At 66.8% G+C, this 20779-nt stretch carries 20 protein-coding genes; 12 read left to right on the forward strand and 8 right to left on the reverse strand.

Annotation, left to right across the window (positions count from 1 at the left end):
* Nucleotides 1–10 precede the first annotated feature (10 nt).
* From AUL32_RS17440 to AUL32_RS17455, 4 genes are all read left to right on the forward strand, one after another.
* Nucleotides 11–673, forward strand: coding sequence for an amino acid ABC transporter permease (locus AUL32_RS17440; protein ID WP_062117702.1), 663 nt, complete (start codon nt 11–13; stop codon nt 671–673).
* Nucleotides 666–1427: an amino acid ABC transporter ATP-binding protein gene (locus AUL32_RS17445; protein WP_062117705.1), complete on the forward strand. Its 762-nt coding sequence runs from the start codon at nt 666–668 to the stop codon at nt 1425–1427. Before AUL32_RS17440 ends, AUL32_RS17445 begins: the two co-directional genes overlap by 8 nt.
* Before the next feature lie 90 nt (nt 1428–1517).
* Nucleotides 1518–2279, forward strand: coding sequence for an SDR family NAD(P)-dependent oxidoreductase (locus AUL32_RS17450; RefSeq protein ID WP_062117707.1), 762 nt, complete (start codon nt 1518–1520; stop codon nt 2277–2279).
* A 28-nt stretch (nt 2280–2307) separates the two neighbouring features.
* Entirely contained in the window at nt 2308–3246 is a 939-nt protein-coding gene (locus AUL32_RS17455; protein WP_062117710.1) for a hypothetical protein, read from the forward strand.
* Nucleotides 3247–3464: 218 nt separating this feature from the next.
* Here the strand turns inward: AUL32_RS17455 and AUL32_RS17460 are convergent, their stop codons facing one another.
* The 5 genes from AUL32_RS17460 to AUL32_RS17480 form a co-directional block, all read right to left on the reverse strand.
* Entirely contained in the window at nt 3465–3869 is a 405-nt protein-coding gene (locus AUL32_RS17460; protein ID WP_062117713.1) for a hypothetical protein, read from the reverse strand.
* 650 nt (nt 3870–4519) lie between these two features.
* A complete protein-coding gene (locus tag AUL32_RS26050; RefSeq protein ID WP_062117716.1) occupies nt 4520–5146 on the reverse strand; it encodes a hypothetical protein in 627 nt (208 codons plus the stop codon).
* Between the two features lie 335 nt (nt 5147–5481).
* Complete coding sequence (locus AUL32_RS17470; RefSeq protein ID WP_062117719.1) at nt 5482–6447, reverse strand: DUF3829 domain-containing protein; 966 nt, start codon at nt 6445–6447, stop codon at nt 5482–5484.
* 264 nt (nt 6448–6711) lie between these two features.
* Complete coding sequence (locus tag AUL32_RS17475) at nt 6712–7062, reverse strand: hypothetical protein (RefSeq protein WP_061978388.1); 351 nt, start codon at nt 7060–7062, stop codon at nt 6712–6714.
* A gap of 45 nt (nt 7063–7107) precedes the next feature.
* Nucleotides 7108–7518, reverse strand: a complete 411-nt coding sequence (locus AUL32_RS17480) for an Rrf2 family transcriptional regulator (RefSeq protein ID WP_156421518.1) — start codon at nt 7516–7518, stop codon at nt 7108–7110.
* A 115-nt stretch (nt 7519–7633) separates the two neighbouring features.
* Between AUL32_RS17480 and AUL32_RS17485 the strand changes: the two genes are divergently transcribed.
* Nucleotides 7634–8536 carry an NAD(P)/FAD-dependent oxidoreductase gene (locus AUL32_RS17485; protein ID WP_062117775.1) on the forward strand — a complete coding sequence of 301 codons (903 nt, stop codon included), beginning with the start codon at nt 7634–7636 and terminating at the stop codon, nt 8534–8536.
* Nucleotides 8537–8764: 228 nt separating this feature from the next.
* Here AUL32_RS17485 and AUL32_RS17490 read toward each other — a convergent pair whose 3' ends face one another.
* On the reverse strand, nt 8765–11887 hold the full coding sequence (locus AUL32_RS17490) for a multidrug efflux RND transporter permease subunit (RefSeq protein WP_062117721.1): 3123 nt from the start codon (nt 11885–11887) through the stop codon (nt 8765–8767).
* Between the two features lie 12 nt (nt 11888–11899).
* On the reverse strand, nt 11900–13069 hold the full coding sequence (locus AUL32_RS17495) for an efflux RND transporter periplasmic adaptor subunit (RefSeq protein ID WP_062117778.1): 1170 nt from the start codon (nt 13067–13069) through the stop codon (nt 11900–11902).
* Between the two features lie 163 nt (nt 13070–13232).
* On the opposite strand from AUL32_RS17495, the gene AUL32_RS17500 reads away from it, so the two are divergent.
* From AUL32_RS17500 to AUL32_RS17510, 3 genes are all read left to right on the forward strand, one after another.
* The gene (locus tag AUL32_RS17500) at nt 13233–13904 is read left to right on the forward strand and encodes a response regulator (RefSeq protein ID WP_061978390.1); all 672 of its coding nucleotides are present in this window, start codon (nt 13233–13235) and stop codon (nt 13902–13904) included.
* A 4-nt stretch (nt 13905–13908) separates the two neighbouring features.
* Entirely contained in the window at nt 13909–15021 is a 1113-nt protein-coding gene (locus AUL32_RS17505; RefSeq protein WP_062117724.1) for an ATP-binding protein, read from the forward strand.
* Between the two features lie 249 nt (nt 15022–15270).
* Nucleotides 15271–15837, forward strand: a complete 567-nt coding sequence (locus AUL32_RS17510) for a cytochrome b (RefSeq protein WP_062117727.1) — start codon at nt 15271–15273, stop codon at nt 15835–15837.
* Between the two features lie 19 nt (nt 15838–15856).
* Here AUL32_RS17510 and AUL32_RS26460 read toward each other — a convergent pair whose 3' ends face one another.
* The gene (locus tag AUL32_RS26460) at nt 15857–16519 is read right to left on the reverse strand and encodes a DDE-type integrase/transposase/recombinase (RefSeq protein WP_082659785.1); all 663 of its coding nucleotides are present in this window, start codon (nt 16517–16519) and stop codon (nt 15857–15859) included.
* Nucleotides 16520–16840: 321 nt separating this feature from the next.
* On the opposite strand from AUL32_RS26460, the gene AUL32_RS17515 reads away from it, so the two are divergent.
* The 4 genes from AUL32_RS17515 (at nt 16841) to AUL32_RS17530 (ending at nt 20775) form a co-directional block, all read left to right on the forward strand.
* A complete protein-coding gene (locus AUL32_RS17515) occupies nt 16841–17275 on the forward strand; it encodes a ParB N-terminal domain-containing protein (protein ID WP_062117730.1) in 435 nt (144 codons plus the stop codon).
* A gap of 118 nt (nt 17276–17393) precedes the next feature.
* A complete protein-coding gene (locus tag AUL32_RS17520; protein ID WP_062117733.1) occupies nt 17394–18389 on the forward strand; it encodes an ornithine cyclodeaminase in 996 nt (331 codons plus the stop codon).
* Nucleotides 18386–19714: an amino acid decarboxylase gene (locus AUL32_RS17525; RefSeq protein WP_062117781.1), complete on the forward strand. Its 1329-nt coding sequence runs from the start codon at nt 18386–18388 to the stop codon at nt 19712–19714. Before AUL32_RS17520 ends, AUL32_RS17525 begins: the two co-directional genes overlap by 4 nt.
* Nucleotides 19711–20775, forward strand: coding sequence for a PLP-dependent cysteine synthase family protein (locus AUL32_RS17530; RefSeq protein ID WP_244497947.1), 1065 nt, complete (start codon nt 19711–19713; stop codon nt 20773–20775). The genes AUL32_RS17525 and AUL32_RS17530 overlap by 4 nt, the downstream gene beginning before the upstream one ends.
* The last annotated feature ends 4 nt before the right edge of the window (nt 20776–20779 follow it).

Consider the following 20779-nt stretch of genomic DNA (forward strand, 5'->3'; position numbering starts at 1 on the left):
GGAGGGCGCCATGACCGAATGGACGATTCTCTGGGAAGGGCGAGGCCTGGTCCTGTCGGGCCTCTGGCTGACGCTCTTGATCTTCGCGCTGTCCACCGCAGGCGCCTTCCTCATCGGCTGCCTCACCGTCTACGGCATGGAAGGAGGCGCGGTCCTCGCGTCCGCCCTGCGCGGCTTCGTCGATGCCATGCGCGCCCTGCCCTTCCTGGTGCTTGCCTATCTCCTCTATTACGGCCTGCCGCAGCTGGGCCTGCGCATGTCGGCCGTGACCGCCGGCCTCCTCGCCATGACGATCTATCACGGCGCTTACTTCGCCGAGATCCTGCGGGGCGCCCGCATGGTGCTGCCGCCTGGAACGGTCGAGGCGGCCAAGGCCTATGGCTTCCTGCCGCACAAGACCTTCCTGCGCATCATCCTGCCGCAGCTCCTTCTGCGCACACGTCCAATGATCGGCAACCAGCTGATCTACGCGCTGAAGGATACGTCCTTCCTCGCCATCATCACCGTGCAGGAGCTGACCGCAGCGGCCAACGCGCTCCAGGCCCGGTACTTCATCCCGACCCAGGCCTTCGTCGTCGTCATCGCCCTCTATTGGGCCGTCACCGTCTGCCTCGAGCTCGCCGTGAAGAACGCCGGCGCGCTCGGCACCAAGCGAGGCTTCGAGAATGTCTGACCGGCCGGCCGTCGAGATCCACAAACTCTGCAAAAGCTTCTCAGGCTTCGAGGTTCTGCGCGACATCGACCTCACCGTCGCCAAGGGCGAGGTCGTCAGCGTGCTGGGCTCCTCGGGGTCGGGCAAGTCGACCATGCTTCGCTGCATCAACTGGCTGGAAGAGCCCGATAGCGGCGCGATCCGCATCGCGGGGGAGCGCATCGGCTTCAACGAAGCCAGGAAACGCAAGATGACCAACCGGGAGATGGCCGCCATCCGCGCCCGGGCCGGCATGGTCTTCCAGAGCTTCAACCTCTGGCCCCATCTCAACGTCGTCGAGAACGTCATGATCTCGCCCGTCCAGGTGAAGGGCGTATCAAAGGCGCAGGCCCGCGAGGAGGCGATGCAGCTCCTGGACAAGGTCGGCCTTCTGGACAAGGCGGAGGTCTATCCCTTCACCCTGTCCGGCGGACAGAAGCAACGCGTCGCCATCGCTCGCGCGCTTGCCATGAGCCCGGAGGTGATCCTCTTCGACGAGCCGACCTCGGCGCTCGACCCGGAGCGCGTGGGCGAGGTGCTGCAGGTGATGCGCGACCTCTCGGCGGAAGGGTACACGATGATCGTCGTCACCCACGAGATGGACTTCGCCAGAGCCGTATCCGACCAGGTCGTGTTTCTCGACAAGGGCCTCATCATCGAGAAGGCGCCGCCGGAGAAGTTCTTCGGCAACCCGGATTCGGAGCGGGTGCGCAAGTTTCTCGAGCGAATGGACTGACGCCCGCCGACCGTCCGGCCGCCTCGTTCCCCGCATGCCATTGCGCCGCGCGCCCGCGCGGCCGAGACCATTCGACCCGAAGGACCCCTCATGACCAACGTCGCCTTCATCACCGGCGCGACCTCCGGCTTCGGCCGCGCCGCCGCCCGCCGCTTCGCCCGCGAAGGCTGGGCACTCGTCCTCACCGGCCGCCGCGTCGAGCGACTGGAGGAACTGGCGGCCGAACTGAACGATCAGGTGCCGGTCCACATCGCCGCGCTCGACGTGCGCGATGCCGCGGCCGTCCAGGCCGTGGTGGACGCGCTGCCGGCGGACTTCCGGAGCATCACCGCGCTCGTGAACAATGCGGGCCTCGCCCTCGCGCCGGAACTGGCGCCGCACGTCGCGCTGGCGGATTGGCATACGATGATCGACACCAACGTGACGGGCCTCGTCAACACGACCCATGCCGTCCTGCCGCTGCTGATCGAAACGGGCAAGGGCGCAAGCATCATCAACATCGGATCGGTGGCGGGCGAATGGCCCTATCCCGGCAGCCACGTCTACGGGGCGACCAAGGCCTTCGTGAAGCAGTTCAGCCTCAACCTGCGCTGCGATCTCCTGAAGACGGGCGTGCGTGTGACCGACATCGCGCCGGGCGCGGCCGAGACCGAGTTCACGCTGGTGCGCACGCGCGGCGATCAGGCAGCGTCCGACGCCGTCTATCGCGACACCACGCCGCTGACGGCGGAAGACATCGCGGACCAGATCGTCTACGTCGCCACCCTGCCGGCGCACATCGCCATCAACCGGCTCGAGATCATGTCCCAGCGCCAGGCCTGGTCGCCCTTCGCCGTCGATCGGGACGCCTGAGCCGCGCGCGGCGGCAGGGTCCCCGGCCATGGACATCATCGGCACCATCATGGCGGCCGGGCGCTCGGCGGTGGAGCTGTCGCTCTTCACGCTCCTCCCGGTGATGGTCGTCATGCTCTCGATCATGCGACTGGCGGAGGCGGCGGGCCTCCTCGACGGACTGACGCGGCTCCTCGCCCCGACCCTGCGTCCCTTCGGGCTGGCCGGGCTCAGCATCATCGCGCTCCTGCAGGTCAGCTTCGTCAGCTTCGCAGCTCCGGTCGCCACGCTCGCCACCATGGATCGGCAAGGCGTCTCGGACCGACATCTCGCCACGACCTTCGCCATGGTCCTGGCGATGGGGCAGGCCAACGTCGTCTTTCCCATGGCCGCGCTCGGGCTCGACGTCGGACGGTTCCTGGCGATCTCGTTGCTGGGCGGCCTCATCGCGGCGACGATGACCTACCACGTCTTCGGCCGCCATCTGTCGAGCGAGGGACCGGGCGAGGACGCCGTCGCGCGTCATGCGATCGTGGAGGACGCGCGTGGCATTCTCGCGATCATCAACCGCGCCGGCGGCGAAGCCTTCCGGATCGCCACGGGGTCCATCCCCATCATGGCGCTCTCGCTCAGCATCATCGCTGCGGTACGGGCGGCCGGCGGCCTCGACGGCCTGAACTGGCTGCTCTCACCGCCCCTCGACTGGCTCGGGATCGATCCGCGCCTCATCACGCCGACCTTGAGCAAGTATCTTGGCGGCGGCGTTGCAGCCCTCGGCGCCATGGCCGACCAGAAGGCCGCCGGCGAGATCGACGCCCAGTTCGTCAACCGTGCGGCGGGTTGGCTCGTCCATCCGCTCGACCTGCCCGGCATCGCCATCCTGACCACGGCTGGCACTCGAGTGGCCAAACTCTGGGTGATCGCGTCGGTCGGCGCATCGGCGGGAATTTTCGCTCGCGCGACGATCGGCATGATCGGCGGAGCCTGATCGGGATGCCAGGTGCGATCGTGTCGCGGCGCCCCGGGCGGGGCAGGAGCCATGGCAGGGGATCGGTCCACTTGTCCATGTTGGTCGCGCGCGCGTGTAGTAGGGAGGCCCTGCACCGTAAGCATCGATCAGGCTCCTGGCATTCAGTCAGACGACAGCGGCCAGAGGCATGAGGGCCGGGCTTGTCCGCACGATCCAAGTCCTCGACCCCTGGCGCCTCATCCCGCGACGACGTCCACGAAGCGGCTATGCACCCAGCCCGAGCGGCAAGGGCCGCGATAGGGCGAGCGCGTTGCTTGCGGAGAGGACACGCCGCAATCAGCCTCCGTCCCAGGAGCGGGGTAGACGATCCCGCGCCAGGGACCGCGTTCGTCGCAGATCGTCACGAGTGCGCCGGTGCTGAGGCGATCGCGTTCCCGGTGCTTCGAACTCGGACCTTCGCGGACCGAAAGGAAGTTGTCGCCCTTCGGGTCGAGCCGGGCGATCCGCCCGAGGCTGGCGCAGGCATCGAGCTCGGGATCACCGCCGACCTCGACGGTCTCCGGGCCTTGCGCATTTGCCGGCACCACGCACGCACCGGCCAGAAACGCCATGATGGGTAGAAGCGGGATGGCAAGCTTCATGGAATATCCTCGTCGGTTGAAGTGAGGCCATTAGCGACGGTTTGGCAACTCGACGGCGAAGGGCCGGCAAGGAATTTCGGTGCGTCGCGAGGCGCCAAACTTGAGTGATGCGCGGGCGCATCGGCGAGGATTGGCAACGGTCCATGCGGACGGGCGAAACATCTGCCGCGCCCGCGCGGCTCTGATGCGCTTGCGCAGCACTGACGCGCTTGCGCGGCGTGTCTCGCCCTGGGGTGACGGCGAAAAAGAACCGTCGGACCGACCCGACCGAGTTTCCAAACAGGCTCTTGGCGCCTGCCGCCGCCAAATGCGCTCGTCGCACCATCGTTCAACGTCGCCCCGTGCCGGGTCGGGCGGCCGATCGAACCGCATGGAACGCAAGACCGCATTCGCGGTCCATCCGATCTCCCCGCCCATCTTGCCGTAAAGCTGGTGCGGGGCGAAGACCCGAGACACCGGCAACGGCTCCGTGATCGTCTCGCGGGACGATCCACCCGGGCGCGTGCGATCCGCCACCCGGCATGGCTGGAAAGACGAGGCGACCGACGATCGCCGGGCTCCATGGACCAGCAGGCTGTGCTTGCCACGGCCAGGGGCACGCCGACCACCACGGTCGAACCCAAGCCACCGGATCCATCGGGCTCGGCGCGTCAGGGACGCGTCGGCGCGCTGAAGGCAACGTCCGCGTCGCGAAGCCAACCCGTTACAGGTCCTCCGGCGGCTGCGAGATACTCGACGCGGATCCAGCCGGGACGTTGCGACACCACCGCGACGGGATCGAACTGGACGAGATAGGGACGCTTGCGTCCCGGCGCGTCGATGGGTTCGGGATGCAGGACTGCCCGCTCGGCGGTGACGAGCCCCGCTCCGATCCAGTCCGCCCGCCGCTCGTCCAGATGGAGTTCGTAGGGCGCATCCTTCATGTCGCCGCTCGCCATCAGGCAGCCGCCGTGGTTTTCCTCGAGCCGAAGGCTGGGCGCCGCGCCCAGACGAAGCTCTCCGCGAATATGCTCGACCTCGCCCGGAAACCACGTGTCCACGCGCGCCCGCTCACCCTCCATACGGCCCTCGAGAAGAAACAGGCAGCCGAACTGCGGCGCGTCCGCCGTGCCGTTGCCGAGCCGTTGCTCGGCAAACACGCCGTGGACCGCCCCGTCGTCGCGCACGATCAGCGCGAGTGGGCCGTAGCGTCCCGACTGCGACTGGGAGGCGCTCGACGGGACGACGGACACGAGAAGCAGCGAGACGAGGCCGATGAAAGAAAGCTGGCGGCGCATGACATCCCTGGAGGCTTGTTTGGAAACTCGGCGGCGCAGGGCCGGCGAAGGATTTTCGGGGGTCGCGAGGCGCCAAACTCGAGGGGGGCGAGGGCGCACGGGCGAGGAGGGGCAGCGGCCCATGCGGATGGTTCGCCTTGGCGTGACGGCGGAATTAGGACCGTCGAACCGACCCCACAGAGTTTGCGAACAGGGTTTTCAGTTCGATCCCGCAAAGACCGTTCTTTCCACCGGCCTGCATTCCGCGTCCTTCCGAACGGGCCGAACGCGGATCTGGCTCGCAGGCGCGGTTCCCGGCGCCCCCCATTTCGCATGGCCGACGAAGACCCCGCCCTTCAGCAGGAGAAGGGTTGGTTGAGCTGGAGGATCATCATGGAGAAGTTCTGCTGGAGGCGGCTGTAATCCTGCTGCAGGATGAAGGACGGCGTGCCGGAGTTCGGATCGAACCGGCCCTCCCCGGCACTCTGGACCGCCTTGCGTCCGTCCGCGATCACGGAGTTGAAGCTCCCCTGAAGCGCCGGGCATCCTTCCGGCTTCTCGGCCCTGACGACACGGTCCCAGTTCTCGACCATCCCCGCCATCTCGTCGAGATTCTTCGCGAACGCCTGGCGTGTGGCGAGGTCGGCCGGGTCGGTGAAGACGGTCAGAGCCTCCTTCATGGCCGCCTTGCCGCGCAGGACGATGCCCGCGCGGTAGCGCTCCACGCTACCCTCCGGCGCCTTGTCGTAGGCCTCGCGCATCAGACGCTCGTCGCGCGCCTCGATCTTGTCGTAGAAGACGGTCTCCGCGTCCGCGACCTTGGCGAGCGATGCGACGAAGGCGGGGTCCTCCGCCCGCGCCTTGGCGCCGCCGTCCGTCAGGAAGCCCTTGGATTGGGCATAGTTGGACAGGCCGTTGTTGACCGGCTCGAAGGCGGCGATGGCGGCGGCATAGTCGCGGGCCGCCGGGTCGAGCTCCGGGATCGAACCCTGCATCGCGCCCGCAGTCTCCAGACGGGTGCGGATCTTGGTCACGAGCTGAACCGGAACGACGGCGTAGGTCTCCAGCGGGCGGTTGCCGGAAAGCTTGGGAGAAACCGTGTCCCGGTACGTCGCCAGGGCGTTGCCGAACGCACCCGAACTCTCGTTCGCGGCCGTGATGTAGGCGTTGGACTTGGCGAGCTCCGCCTGCTCGGCCGACGACAAGCTTTGCGTCGCAGTCCCTTTCGCCGCGCCGTCTTTGCCCTCGCCGTTGCAGCCGGCAAGGCAGGCGGCTGCCAGCAGTGCAAAACCCAACATCTGTGCGCGATCGCGATGTCGCATGTCCAACCCCTCTCCTCTGCCTGACCGATGGCGACGGGACGCCATCCCTACGTCTCTCGGCGAAAGGACCGCAACCCCAGCGTTGGTGGTCCCTTCAGGCAGCGCATGTATCGCGGCCGCGGGGCCCTGCCAGATCGCAGGTAAGACGCTGTTTGCGAGTGAGGTCGGCTTGGGACGGCCAGGGGTCGGAAGCGGCGTCGACCGGGCGTCTGGCCCGCGAAGCACTCAACCATTCGTTCAGCAAGACACGAACGGGTAGCGGGATCACGGAAGGAGGATCAGGACGACGATCGGTCCGAACGCCGCCAGGAAGTGCGTCCATCGGAAGATGCGGACGCCGGCTCGTACCCTCATCCAGCCGCGACGCCGGGACCACCATTCGAGAAGGGCGCAAACGGCCATGGAGGGGATGAAGAGGATCATCGCGAGGTAGCCCTTGAACCACCAGGACGCTTCGATCTCCTCCATCGTCGCGTTGCCGCCCAAGCCCATCACCCACACCGCGAAGCCGAAAGGCGTGGCAAGGATCGCCAGATAGGGAACGAGGTTCAGCACTTGGCCGAGTTCGCGCAGGAGGTCCCGGGGACGCCAGACGAACCGATCAGGCAGTTTCAAGCTTTCGCCCCCCTTTACAACCTTGCCGCTATGCGATCGGGTCCGCTAGAGGCCGGTCGCGGCGCGTACATCATCCAGCGTGATGTTGGCCAGAGCGTTTTCGAACGCCTGTCGGCCCGTGTCGAGTGCGCCCGCGATCGCCTCGTTGGCCGCGCGCTCGACCTTGCACGACGCCGCCATGGCGCCGGCATCGATGGCGAAGACGGATGACTGTAGCGCTCGATGGACTTCGAGAAGGGTAATATCTCGAAGCTCGCGCGTCAGCTGCCAGCCGCCGCGCGCTCCCGCCGTCGACCGGACGAGGCCCGCGTTTCGCAACAGACCCATCATCCGTCGCACGACGACCGGGTTTGTTCCAAGCATCTCGGCAATCCGATCGGAGGCTGCCAGACCGCCGTGCTCGGCCATATGGACGAGAACGTGCGTGACCCGCGTCAGTCGAGCGTCCTTGGCCACGGTGCGGCTTCCCTTCTCTTCGCTACCGCATTCGTCATAACCGGAACTTCGAAAGTTGCAATTCTTTCCGTCCACCCTAACTGCTACTCATAGAGTTGCAGTTATGGTGGCAGGTATGGACGACGCGATCATCATCGGCGGCAGCTTTGCGGGATTGACGGCAGCCCTTTACATCGCTCGCGCGCGGCGGCGAGTGTGCGTGATCGACGATGGCACTCCCCGAAACCGCTTCGCTTCACGCTCCCACGGCTTCTTGACCAGGGACGGCAGCGACCCCCTGGACATGCTGTCCCAAGCGCGTGAGCAGCTTGGAGCCTATCCCACGGCCCGGTTCGTCAAGGGTCTGGCGACCGGGGTCAGTGGCGGGATCGACGACTTCGCGGTCACCCTTCGGTCCGGCGACGTCCTGAACTCGCGTCGGATCGTTCTCGCCTTCGGTGTGAGCGATGTCCTGCCGGATCTCCCGGGCCTGGCGGAGCGGTGGGGCAAGACGGTGTTGGCCTGTCCCTATTGTCATGGGTACGAGTTCGCGGACCGACAGCTCGGGGTCCTCCAGTCGCATCCCATGTCCGCGATGCAGGCGAACCTCATCGCCGACTGGGGTCCGGTGACTTTTTTCTTGGATGGCCATGCCCCTCCGGAAGGCGAGATGATGGCGCGGCTCGCCTCTCGCGGAGTGCGCGTCGAGCCCGCGTCGGTCCGCGCGTTGGAGGGCGAAGGCACCAGTCTCTCCTCGATCCTTCTTGCCGATGGGCGCAGACTCCCGATCGACGCCTTGTACGTGGCTCCCCGATCACCGCTGAGAAGCGGGATAGCGGAGCAACTCGGCTGCACCATCGAGCAGGGGCGTTTCGGACCCATCATCACGACCGATGCCGCGCGGATGACGAGCGTTGCGGGCGTCTATGCCGCCGGCGACATCGCGCGTGCGAACAATGCGCTGATCGCGGCGGCGTCTGGAGCGGAAGCTGGCATCGCTCTGCACGCCGGACTGGTGTTCGAAGCGATCGGAAACTGACGAGCGAGGCCCGGCGTCCGCCAAATGGGTTTCAAACCGTCCGCTATCTCTCAGGATTGGGTGAGAGCGTATCCGAAGCTCAGGAATGCCGAAGCTGGGGGAGCGACCGAGCTTCCATCCCGAGCTCAGGGGACCGCCAGCGGCTTGAACGGTTAGCGTTTAGCATGTGGTCGAGCTTGTGCCCGTGACGCATTCCTCCGCTCCGGCCTCTGAGGGAGGGTGCGGGGATCATGCCGGGTTTCCAGTCTCGGGAACGAGGGGCGTTGCCGCCCGCTTGCGCTGGGCGAGCCGCATGACGAGCACGAAAAAGACCGGCACGAAGAGGACGGCAAGGACGGTGGCCGAGATCATCCCGCCGAGGAGGCCGGTGCCGAGCGCGTTCTGCGTTTCCGAACTCGGGCCGTGGGCGATCACCAGCGGCACGATGCCGAGCGCGAAGGCGAGCGAGGTCATCACGATCGGCCGCAGGCGCAGGCGGGCCGCCTCCCGCGCCGCCTCGGCAAGACTATGCCCCTCCGCGTGCAGCTTGCGCGCGAACTCCACGATAAGCACCGCGTTCTTGGCCGACAGGCCGATCAGCGTGACGAGCCCGACCTTGAAGAACACGTCGTTCTCCAACCCGCGCAGATGCACGGCCGCGACGGCGCCCAGGATGCCGAGCGGCACGACCAGCATCACCGAGACCGGAATCGCCCAGCTCTCGTAGAGCGCCGCCAGCACCAGGAACACGACCGCGAACGACAGGGCGACGAGGATCGGCGCCTGCGAGGCGGACTGGCGCTCCTGAAAGGACTGGCCCATCCATTCCACGGCGAAGCCGGACGGAAGCTGCCCCGCGAGCCGCTCCATCTCGTCCATCGCGCTGCCGCTCGACACGCCCGGGGCGGCATCGCCCGAGATGCTTAGCGAGGGGTAGCCGTTGGTGCGATTGAGCTGAAGAGGCCCGACCGACCATTCCGGTGTCACCACCTCGGCGAGGGGGACCATCCCGCCCCGGTCGTTGCGCACGTGGAGCTTCAGGACATCCTCCACCTGCATCCGGTCTTCCGCCCGCGCCTGGACGATGACCTGCTGGAGCCGTCCGGCGCGCGGGAAGTCGTTGACGTAGGTCGAGCCCATGGCTGCGCCGAGGGCGTCGCTGATAGTGGCAAAGGAAAGCCCGAGAGCACCGGCCTTTTCGCGGTCGACACGCAGCTTCACGGTGGGGCCGCCGGGCAGGCCGTCGACGCGCACGTCGCGCAAGGCGCGGCTTCGCCCGGCAAGGTCGATCAGCGTGTCGGCCGCCGTGCGAAGCGCCGCCGCATCGCGGGCCGCCCGGTCCACGAGCCGCAGCGAGAAGCCCGAGGTCGTACCGAGTTCCTCGATGGCGGGCGGCTTCATGACCAAGACCTCGCCCTCCGTCGCATCGCGCATCGCCTGCGTTGCAGCCTCGACTTCGCCGTCGGTGCTCCCGGTGCGCTTGTCGAAATCGCGAAGCGTGGTGAAGGCCATGGCCGTGTTGGGTCCCGAGCCCGTGAAGCCGAAGCCCAGGATCGAGAGGTTGTTCTCGATGTCGGGGCGCGAGGCGGCATAAGCGTCGAACCGCTTCACCAGCTTTTGCGTACGCTCGGCCGTCGCGTCCGCCGGGAGGGTGAACGAGGTCATGAACGTGCCCTGGTCCTCGTCCGGTACGAAGGCGGTCGGCAGCGCGCCGTATCCGAACACCAGCGCCCCGACGATCGCGCCGTAGACCAGCATGACGCGCCCGCAGCGCTGGACGAGCCAGCCGACCCAGCGGCTGGTGCCGCCGGTCAGGCGGTCGAAGCCGCGGTTGAACCAGGCGAAGACGCCCCGGCGCTCGTCGTGAGGGGCGACCGGCTTCAGGATGGTGGCGCACAAGGCGGGCGTCAACGTGAGGGCCAGAAAGGCCGAGAAGAGGATGGAGACCGCAAGGGAGACCGTGAACTGGCGATAGATCGCCCCGACCGCGCCGGTGGCGAGGCCCATCGGCAGGAACACGGCCACCAGCACCAGGGTGATGCCGACCACCGCTCCCGTGATCTCGCGCATGGCGCGGCGCGTCGCCTCGCGCGGCGACAGCCCTTCGCTCGCCATCAGACGCTCGACGCTCTCCACCACGACGATCGCGTCGTCCACGATGATGCCGATGGCGAGCACCATGCCGAACATCGTCAGGACGTTGACGGAATAGCCGATGGCCCACATCGCCGCGAACGTGCCGAGAAGCGCGATCGGCGCGACGATCGTCGGGATCAGCGTGTAGCGGACGTTCTGCAGGAACAGGAACATGATCAGGAACACCAGCACCATGGCCTCGGCGAGCGTCTTGGCGACCTGGACGATCGAGAGCTTCACGAAGGGCGCGGTGTCGTAGGAGACGGCGTAGGCGACACCCTCGGGCATGGAGGGCTGGAGCTCGGCGAGGCGCGCGCGCACGTTCTGCGAGGTCGCGACGGCATTGGCGCCGGGCGCAAGCTGGATGGCGGCGGCCGTTGCGGGCTTTCCGCCGTCGCGGATCGAGAATCCAAGGGTCTGGGCGCCGACTTCGATCCGCGCGACGTCGCCCAACGTCAGCTTCGAGCCGTCCGGATTGGAACGCAGGACGATGGCGGCGAACTCCGCTGGCGTCTCCAACTGGCCGCTCAGCGTCAGCGGAACGCTGACCGCCTGGCCGGGTACCGCCGGCGCCTCGCCGAGACGACCGGGCGCGACCTGCACGTTCTGCGTCTGAATGGCCTGTGTGATCTCGGCGATCGATGTCGAGAAGGACACGAGGCGGCCGGGGTCCACCCAGACCCGCATGGCCGCTTCCGAGCCGAAGGACTGGACGCGGCCGACGCCGGGCACGCGCTTGAGCTCCGGCGCCAGGGTGCGGGCGAGATAGTCGTCGAGCATCAGGGGATCGACGCTGCCGTCACGCGAGCGCAGCGAGACGATCATCAGGAAGCCCGACGAGGCGGACTCGACGGAAAGACCGGCGCGGCGCACGGCCTCCGGCAGCCGTGGCTCGACGGCTTTCAGCCGGTTCTGGACGTCGACCTGCGCAAGCTCCGGGTCGGTGCCGCTCTTGAAGGTGACCGTGATACTGGCATTGCCCGAAGCGTCGGCGGACGACTCGAAGTAGAGAAGGTCCTTCACCGCCGTCAGTTCGCGCTCGATCGGCGCGACCACGCTGTCGCTGACGGTCTGCGGACTGGCCCCGGTGTAGGACGCGCCGATGCTGACGCTGGGCGGAGCGATCGAGGGAAAGCGCGACACCGGAAGCTGCGGGATCGCGGCCAGCCCCGCCAGTGTAATGAAGATCGCGATGACCCATGCGAAGACGGGCCGCTCGATGAAGAACTGGGGCATGGGATCGACCGATCAGCTTTCGCTCGCGGGACCTGCGGCGGTACGGTAGGGCACGGCGTCGAGCTTGCGCCCCGGCTCGGCGCGGTCCTGCCCTTCCACGAGGACGGTCTCGCCGGCGGACAGGCCGGACAGGATCACGTATTGGCGCTCCACCAGGGGGCCCAACTCGACGTCGCGACGCGCGGCGGTCTTGTCCGCGTTCAGGATCGTCAGGTGCGTGCGACCCTCGCCGTCGCGGCCGACCGCCTGCTGCGGCACGCTCAAGGCTTGAGGATAGACCGCGCTCGGCACGCGGGCACGCAGATACATGCCCGGCAGGAGCTGGCGGTGAGGATTGGGCACCTCGACGCGCAGCGCGATGCTGCCCGTGCCGGGATCGGTTGTGCTTTCGGAATAGAGCGCCTTGCCGAAGAACTCGTAGGGTCGGCCCGCGATCGTCAAGATGGCGACCGGCAGTGTTCCGGCTCCCTCGCTCCCGCCGCTCGCCATCAGATCCTCGATAGCCTCGCGGCGCGTGGCGGACTGGCGCAGGTCGAGATACACGCGGTCGAGTTGCTGGACGACGGCGAGCGCCGACGCCGCGCCGACCGAGGCAAGGCCGCCCTCCGTGACGAAGGCCTGGCCGATGCGCCCGGGGATAGGGCTGCGCACGGTGGCGTGCGCGAGTTCCAGCTTGCGACGCGTCAGATTGGCTTTCGCCTCGGCGACGCTGGCCTTGGCCTGGGCGAGCGCGGCCGTGGCATCGCCGAGCGCGGCGGCGCTGGCGGTTCGAACGTCCGACAAAGCCTGGATGCGCTCGAACTTGAGGCCGGCGTTGAGACGATCGGCCTCGGCCCGGGCCAGAACGGCCGAGGCAGCCTCCACGTCGGCGGCGAGCGGGGCGGGGTCGATCTGGAACAAGGGCTGGTCGGCCGCGACCTCGGACCCTTCCGCAAAAAGCACCGTCTGGATCAACCCACCGACCTGCGGACGGATTTCGGCGGTGCGAAGGGCCAAGACCCGCCCCGGCAGCTCGTCCACCACCACGACCCGATGCGGCCGAACCGTCACCACCGCGACGCGCGGCGGCTGCGTCCAGACCTCGCCCGGAACCGGGTCGGTTCGCGCCTCGGTGCAGGCCGCGAGGCCGGCTGCGGCGGCAAGGAGAAGGGCCAGGGTCAAGAAGCGGGGCGGGCGCGTCATCGCGAACATCCATGGAGAGCATCGCTCGGATGCGACGCGGCCCTTATCGTGTCGCCGGGTGGGTGCGGTGTGGAGCTTGTGTTGCGGTTTCGTGGAGGCCGGCAGGAAGCGCTCGACGCCCGGCGATGCGGATGGCATCCAAGGGGCAAGGAGAGCACCCCGCATGTCAGCCCTGGTTCTGATCGCCGAAGACGACGACGAGATCGCCGCGATCCTCGACGCCTATCTCGTGCGCGAGGGCTTCCGCACGGTGAAGGCGCGCGACGGGCGCACCGCGCTCGACCTTCATCTCTCTCTGAAGCCCGATCTTCTGCTGCTCGACGTCACCATGCCGCGTCTCGACGGCTGGGAGGTTCTGGCCGAGCTGCGTCGACGAGGCACGACGCCCGCGATCATGATCACCGCGCTGGACCAGGACATCGACCGGTTGCAGGGCCTGCGTATCGGCGCGGACGATTACGTGGTGAAGCCCTTCAACCCGATCGAGGTGGTGGCGCGGGCCAAGGCCGTGCTGCGTCGCTCGGGGCTGGCCGGTTCGGGCGGCGTCCTGCGCGTGGGCAAGCTGTCGATCGACCTCGATGCCTACCGCGCCAGTCTCGACGATGCGGCCATCCAGTTGACGCTGACCGAGTTTCGCATTCTCGCGCACATGGCCCGCAGCCCCACGAAGGTCTTCACGAGGGGCGAGCTGGTGGACGCCTGCCTGCCGGGCTCGGACGCGCTCGACCGCACCGTGGACAGCCATCTCTCCAAGCTGCGCCGAAAGCTCGAACAGGCCGGCGCGGTCGGCTTCCTGCCGGGCGTGCGCGGCGTCGGCTACCGGCTTCTGGACTAAAGCCATGAGGCTACCCGCCGGATTGAGCCGCCAGATCCTTCTCGCCATGTCCGCCATCACCGTGGTGGCGAGCCTCGTCGTCTTCTTCGGCACCTATCTCGCCTACATCGTGATCATGGTTTTCTATCCCCGGTTGGATACGGGGGACGAGTGGCTGACGGTCACCGATCTCGCGATCCTTTCGGCCGCCATCCTCATCGCCCTGCCGATCGCGGCCGTGATCGCCCTTCGGCTGGCGCGTCGTATCCTTCAGCCCCTCGAAACGGTCGTCCAAGGCGCGCGCCGGATCGCCGGCGGCGACTTGACGGCGAGAGCCGAAGCGGGCGATCGCTCGCTGGGCGAGACGGCCAGCCTCGTCGACGACTTCAACATCATGGCGCAGCGCCTGGAAGACATGGCGGCCGACATGGCGGTGTGGAATGCCACGATCGCCCATGAGCTTCGCACGCCGCTCACCATCCTGAAGGGTCGGCTCCAGGGCATCATCGACGGCATCTTCGAGCCCGACGAGCGCTCACTGCGTGGCCTCGTCCTGCAGGTCGATAATCTGGCGCGGTTGGTGGAGGACCTTCGAACGGTGACACTGGCCGACAGTGGCCATCTCGATCTGCGCGTCGAGCCCGTTCGTCTGGCGGGCGGCGTCGCGGAGATGGCCGAGCTCCTGGCGCCCGATCTCAAGGCCGAGGGCCTGGAGCTACGGCTGGAGCTGACCGACATCTGCGTTCAGGCCGACGCAGCGCGCATCCGCCAGGCGCTCCTGGCCCTCGTCACCAATGCACGCCGTCATGCCGTGCGGGGTGCGATCACCCTCTCGCTGAGGGCATCGGAAGACGAGGCCATCCTGGGTGTCGCCGACGAAGGTCCGGGGCTGCCGGCCGAGATGGCGACGCGTGTCTTCGAACCCTTCGTGCGCGGCGACCCGGTCCGCTCCCGAGAGCTCGGGGGAAACGGGCTGGGCCTGTCGGTCGTGCGCGCCATCGTCGAGGCGCACGGCGGACATTTGCGATATCGACCATCGCCGGCGGGAGGGGCCTTGTTCGAGATGGCCTTGCCGTTGGGCAACGCGCCTCGACCGCCCCGGCGGCCCGGCATCTCGTTCCCGCTCGCCGATCCTTGAGCGATTTGGGGACCGTCACCATCCTCGCCATCGCTCTGCCGCGTCTGACGCCAGGGCTTTCGGCGAGAGGGGCGATGGGCCTGCCGCGCTCTTCGCTCTTCCTCGGAGACCGTCCGATCCGCTTGCTTGGGACAAATCGGTCTCTCCACCGAGCCTCCATCGAACCTGCACAGTCGGGCAATGGGCCGATGGTTCCATGGCTCGCCGACGGGACGGCGCCGCGTGCGCAGCAAACGGTAGGGAAGTCCGATGCTTCACAATAGAGAGCCGACCGCGATTCGATACCCGTTATCGATCCGGGTCCTGCACTGGACGCGTGCGGTCTTGATCCTGGGGCTTCTTGCGTGCGGCTGGTTCATGACGGGACGAGAGGGAGGGGATGCCGTCGCCGCTTTCCTTTATCCCAACCACAAGCAGTTTGGGGTCCTGGTCTGGCTGTTGGCGCTGGTTCATCTGACCCTTCGTTGGCGCATGCGCTCGACCTTGCCGCAGGAGCCCCACGGTCTGAAACCATGGGAGCGCTTCCTGTCCGCCACCGTGCAGCGCCTGATGATCGCCTTGACGATAGCAACGCCGTTCTTCGGCTATGCAATGTCGAGCAGCTTCTCACAGAGCGACGGGGTTCCGTTCTTCTTCGTCTCGCACATCCCCGAGATCATCCCGAAGAGCGACCGGCTGTTCGAGATCTTCACCGCGCTTCATATGTACAGCGCCTATCTCCTCCTCGCGTGCGTCCTGCTGCATGTGTCGGGTGCCGTCTTGCACAGACTCCAGGACAAAGGCGGCGAGACCGACGTTCTCGCGCGCATGCTTTGACGGAGCACGAGAACATCCCTCAAGACGAGAACAGAACCGGCATGCGCTGGCGCGTTTTGGAAACGCGTTCGAGGTCGAGGTCCTGAAGCAGTATGTGGGGAGGGCGGTGACCTGAGAGGGCTCGGTTACGGAAAGCCGCTCGGGTCGCAATGATCCTGTTCTGTCCCAGTTTCAGGCGATGAAGACTTGGAACAGCCTTCCGATGCATCGGGCTTCGGATCCCGCGACCAAGCTGCTCATCCTCAAGCGAAACTGGCCTTTGAGGACCATCCGCATCGTCTCGAAGCCGCTTGTGGCGTTTGCGCGCGGTCCTTTGCGACTGAAACCCACGCACAGCACGAATCCGCTGCGTCAGCTCGCCATGATCCGACCCGAGCCGGTTGTTCAAGACTTTCACCCGCCTCTGTCGGCAGTTGGGAGCGAGCTGTCCTTTCCTTCGCAGGCAGGCGATGGCTTCATTGGGATGTGTGTTCTTGTGCGTCGAAATTACCGAAGTCCTTTCGTGCGGTGAGCAGCTCAACGCCTTGGTCAGGAAACGCTTGGCAGCCTTCGTCGTACGCGTTCGCAAGCGGTGAGGGTCCAGTGTTTCGCCGCTCTCACCGGTCGCGCGATCGAGAACCATCCATTCGCAACGCACCTTCACCGACCTACCGACTGCCGCTCCAGCGATTTGCGACAGCATCGAACGCGGCGGTCCAGTTCGGGAGAACCACCAACACCAGTAGATGCAAATCGGATGATTTCGGGCGCAAAGTGCCGACCTTTGACCGCTCCGCGCCCTTTACCCGTCGCCGCGCGGTTCGGACGTATCACGCCGCTCCCGTGAGTTCTCAAGCAAACTTAGAAGAGTTTCGAATTAGAACTATAATAATTCCATGTATGAGAATTAAAACAACAGCTATTGACTGCCGATTACGCAGAATTTATTTAGCTCTCGTCCAGAACTTTGAATCCATCAACCAGCACCTTTTGAACTTCGCGCAGCCTGAGAAGGGATTTGCCGATGCCTTGCTGTCTCTTGGATCTTTTCTGTCTTGTTGCAACCGAGGATATCGATCCTGACCGCGCGAGCGAACTCGAACGCCAGATCGTTCGCCAGCAACGATGGACGCAGCCGATCGCGGTTCATAAGCGTGACTTCTTCGTCATGGATGGCCATCACCGGCTGACGGTGGCGCATCGTCTAGGTCTCGATCGCATCCCGGCCGTTCTCCTCGATTATGGTGAGGTGGACGTCGAGGCATGGCGGAAAGGCGAGATCATCAAGCCGGCCGATATCATCGCAATGGCCCGTAGCGGGAGGCGTTTTCCCGCCAAGACCACACGGCACATCTTCGATCCCCCGCTTCCCCTCTGCGACATTTCTCTTTCGGACCTTCGTTCGGTCAGGAACGGACACGAAACGAGCGGCACGAGACCGCTCGTCGTCCGAGCCTGATTTCAGGCCCCCACCAAAGCCAAGGCAATGTCCGCTCTGCCAGCGTCCGCGTTCCTCGCGGCGAACGCCTCATCGCGCGTCGCTTGGCCCATCCATTTCGACGAGGAGGTTCTTCCCGATGTCCAGCGCCTACCTGCACACGCCCGCCGTTCATGTGATCGCGCGAAGCGAATTGTCCGACATCGATATTCCGCCGGCCGAGGTCATCGCCCTTGTCGAGGACGCCTATCGATCCTTCGCAGAAGGCGCGTCCCGCTGCCCGACGAAGATCATGATGCCGCTGCCCGAGCCCGAGCGCGACGCGGTGTCCTACACGATGCTCGGCTATGACGGCGCGATCGAGCAGGTCGGGTTCAAGACCTCCTACCGGCAGGGAAGCGAGAGCGCCGAGAAATACTACACGACGATCAGCCTCTACGACGACACGACCGGGCTGCCGTCCGTCTTCATGGATTGCCACCGCGTCGGCGCCTCGCGCACGCCCGCGACGACGGCCATCATCGCGAAACATTGCGCGCGGGAAGGCGCCCGCTCAGCCCTGATGATCGGCACCGGCGCGCAAGGGTTGAACACGCTTCCCTATCTCCTCACCGCGCTTCCCCAGCTCGAAACGCTGCGGCTCTTCGGAACGCATCCCGACGGGATCGCCGCCAGCCACGAGACCCTGGCGCGCCATTTTCCCGATCGGCGCATCGAGATGGTGGACGATGTTCCCGATGCGGTCGGGCGATCCGACATCGTGGTGGTCGCGTCGGGCCGCGCGGCGCATCCCAAGGTCAGAACGAGCTGGCTGCCGCCCGGCGGACTTCTCGTCTCGGTCGCCAGCAAGGGGCTGGAGGTCGGCGCGCTGCATGAGGCCGACTACGCGATCGCGACCAGCGAGGGGCAGTTGGGCGTCACGGGCAAGCGCCTCGCCGGCCCGGACGGCATCGCTCGGATCGACGCCGAGCTGCCCGACATCGTGGCCGGGCGCAAGTCGGGTCGCCGGTCGGCGGAGGAGCGCGTCTTCGCCTTTTCCAGCGGCATGATCATCACCGACATTCCCGTCGCCCATGCCTTAGCCACCCGCGCCATTTCGGCAGGGCGCGGCCGGAGGATCGAACTGTGGACATGACCCCCGTTCTCCAGGCGCGCGAAGCTCCTTGGGCGAAAGCCGCGCGTCAGGACACAGCCCTGCTCGATGCCATCGCCCACGCCGTCGCCGGGCCGTTCCATCTGATCTATCCCGAGCGGTTCGCGGAAAATCTCCATGCCTTCCAAAGCGTGCTGCACGACCATGGCGTCCGGGGCAGCGTTTATTTCGGCAAGAAGGCCAACAAGGCCGGCGCTTGGCTTCGCGAGGTCGCGCGCCTTGGCGGTTCGGTCGATGTCGCGAGCGTGCCGGAACTCGTCCACTGTCTCGCCAACGGCATCCGGGGCGAAGACATCGGCGTGACCGGGGCAGCCAAGAGCCGCGATCTTCTCTGGCTGGCGTCGCGCCATGGCTGCACCGTCGCCATCGACGCGCTGGACGAACTCGATCGGGCCATGGCCATCGCTGGGGGCGATCGGCCGCTGCGCATCCTGCTGCGCGTGCTTCCGCCAAACAATCCAGACAGCCGGTTCGGTCTTAGCGAACGCGATCTCGAAGCGGCGCTGATGCGCTGCGCGGAGTGCAGGGGCAGGATCGAGATGCGCGGCTTCTCCTTCCATCTCGACGGCTATGCGGTCGCGCCCCGCGCCGAGCTCGCCGCCGCGCTGGTGGACCGATGTCGGGATGCGCGCGAGCGCGGCTTTCCGGTCTCGGCGATCTCGATCGGGGGCGGCTTCGCCTGCGCCTATCTCGAAGAAGACGACTGGCGCTCGTTCCAGGAGACGCTCGATCCCTCGCAGTTTCACGCCGGCAAGCGCTTCGACCGCTTCTACCCTTACTTCCAGGCGCCGACCGGCGCGGCCATGCTGGACGCGATCCTGCAAAGCCCGGCTGGGGCTGCGTCCCTGGCGGCCCGGCTCTCGGCGGCGGGGATCGACCTTTATCTCGAACCCGGCCGGGCGCTTCTGGACGGCGCCGGCATGAGCGTCTTTCCCGTGCAGGGGTTCAAGCGCAACGACGCGCACGGAATCGTCACCGTCGCCGGCCTTAGCATGAGCCTGTCCGAGCAATGGAAGGGCAGCGAATACCTGCCGACGCCGATCCTCGTGCAGCGCGGCCCGGCGCGGGAGCAGACGCCGGTCCAGGCGGCCGTCGGCGGGTCGAGCTGCATGGAATACGACGTCCTGACCTGGCGCAAAATCCTGTTTCCCGCCGTGCCGCGCCATGGCGACCTTCTCGTCTATCCCAACACAGCCGGCTATCAGATGGACAAGAACGAGAGCGAATTCCACCAACTCCCCCTGCCGCCCAAGATCGTCCTGACGGAGCAGGACGGGCGCTTTCTCTGGAGGACGGACGAGCGATGAGCCTGACATCCATGAAGAGCGAGCGCGTGGCCGCAAACGCGGCGGAGCTGATCGGCCGAACGCCGCTTCTGGAACTGACGCGCACGGGAGCGGGTAGCCGCCTGCTTCTGAAGCTCGAACAGTTCAACCCGACGGGATCGACCAAGGTCCGCATGGCGAGCGAGATGATCCTCGCGGCCGAACGGTCGGGCGCGCTGAAGCCCGGTGGGACCATCGTCGAGCCGACCTCGGGCAACACGGGCACGGGCCTTGCCCTCGTCGCGATCGAACGGGGCTACCGCTTCATCGCCGTGGTCGATCACCACGCATCGAAGGACAAGCTGCGCGCGATGCAGGCGATGGGCGCCCATCTCGTCGTGGTGGGCGGCAACGGCGAAGGGCCGAGCACGGTGGAGCGGCGCCGCGTCGCCGGCGAGATCGCGCGCGACACGGGCGCCTTCTGGCCCGATCAGCATCACAACCCCAACAACAATGCCGGCTATGCCACTCTCGCGGCCGAGTTGCTGGAGGATCTTGCGGGCGACATCGACTATCTCGTCGGCGCGGTCGGGACGGGCGGCACGCTGTGCGGCACGGTCCGTGCCCTGCGCGAGCGGGGATCGGCCGTCACCAGCATCGGCGTAGAGCCCAAAGGCTCGATCATTTTCGGCGGCCCCGGCGGCAAGTATTGGCAGACGGGCGCGGGCGCGCCCGCGGGCTTCACGGTCGGGCCGAACGTCGTGCACGCGCTGATCGACGAGGGCGTGACCGTCTGCGACATGGATGCCTTCACCACGGCGCGGGTCGTGGCGCGGCGCACGGGTCTCCTCGTCGGCGGAACGGCGGGCGCCGCGATCTTCATCGCCTTGAAGCGGCTGGCCGTGGTGGAACCGGGCAGCACGATGGTCGTGCTGGTCTGCGATGCCGGCGAGAAATATCTCGACACGTTGTATGACGACGATTGGCTGAGGGAGCGGGGTCTTCTGAACGAGCCGGCCCATCAACGCCTCCACCGCCTGCTGGCGGCCTTCGAGGAATCGCGGCGGCTCGCGGCGATCGACCACGCGCGGACGGGAACGTGACACC

It is taken from the genome of Aureimonas sp. AU40 (assembly GCF_001463785.1).
GTDB lineage: Bacteria > Pseudomonadota > Alphaproteobacteria > Rhizobiales > Rhizobiaceae > Aureimonas.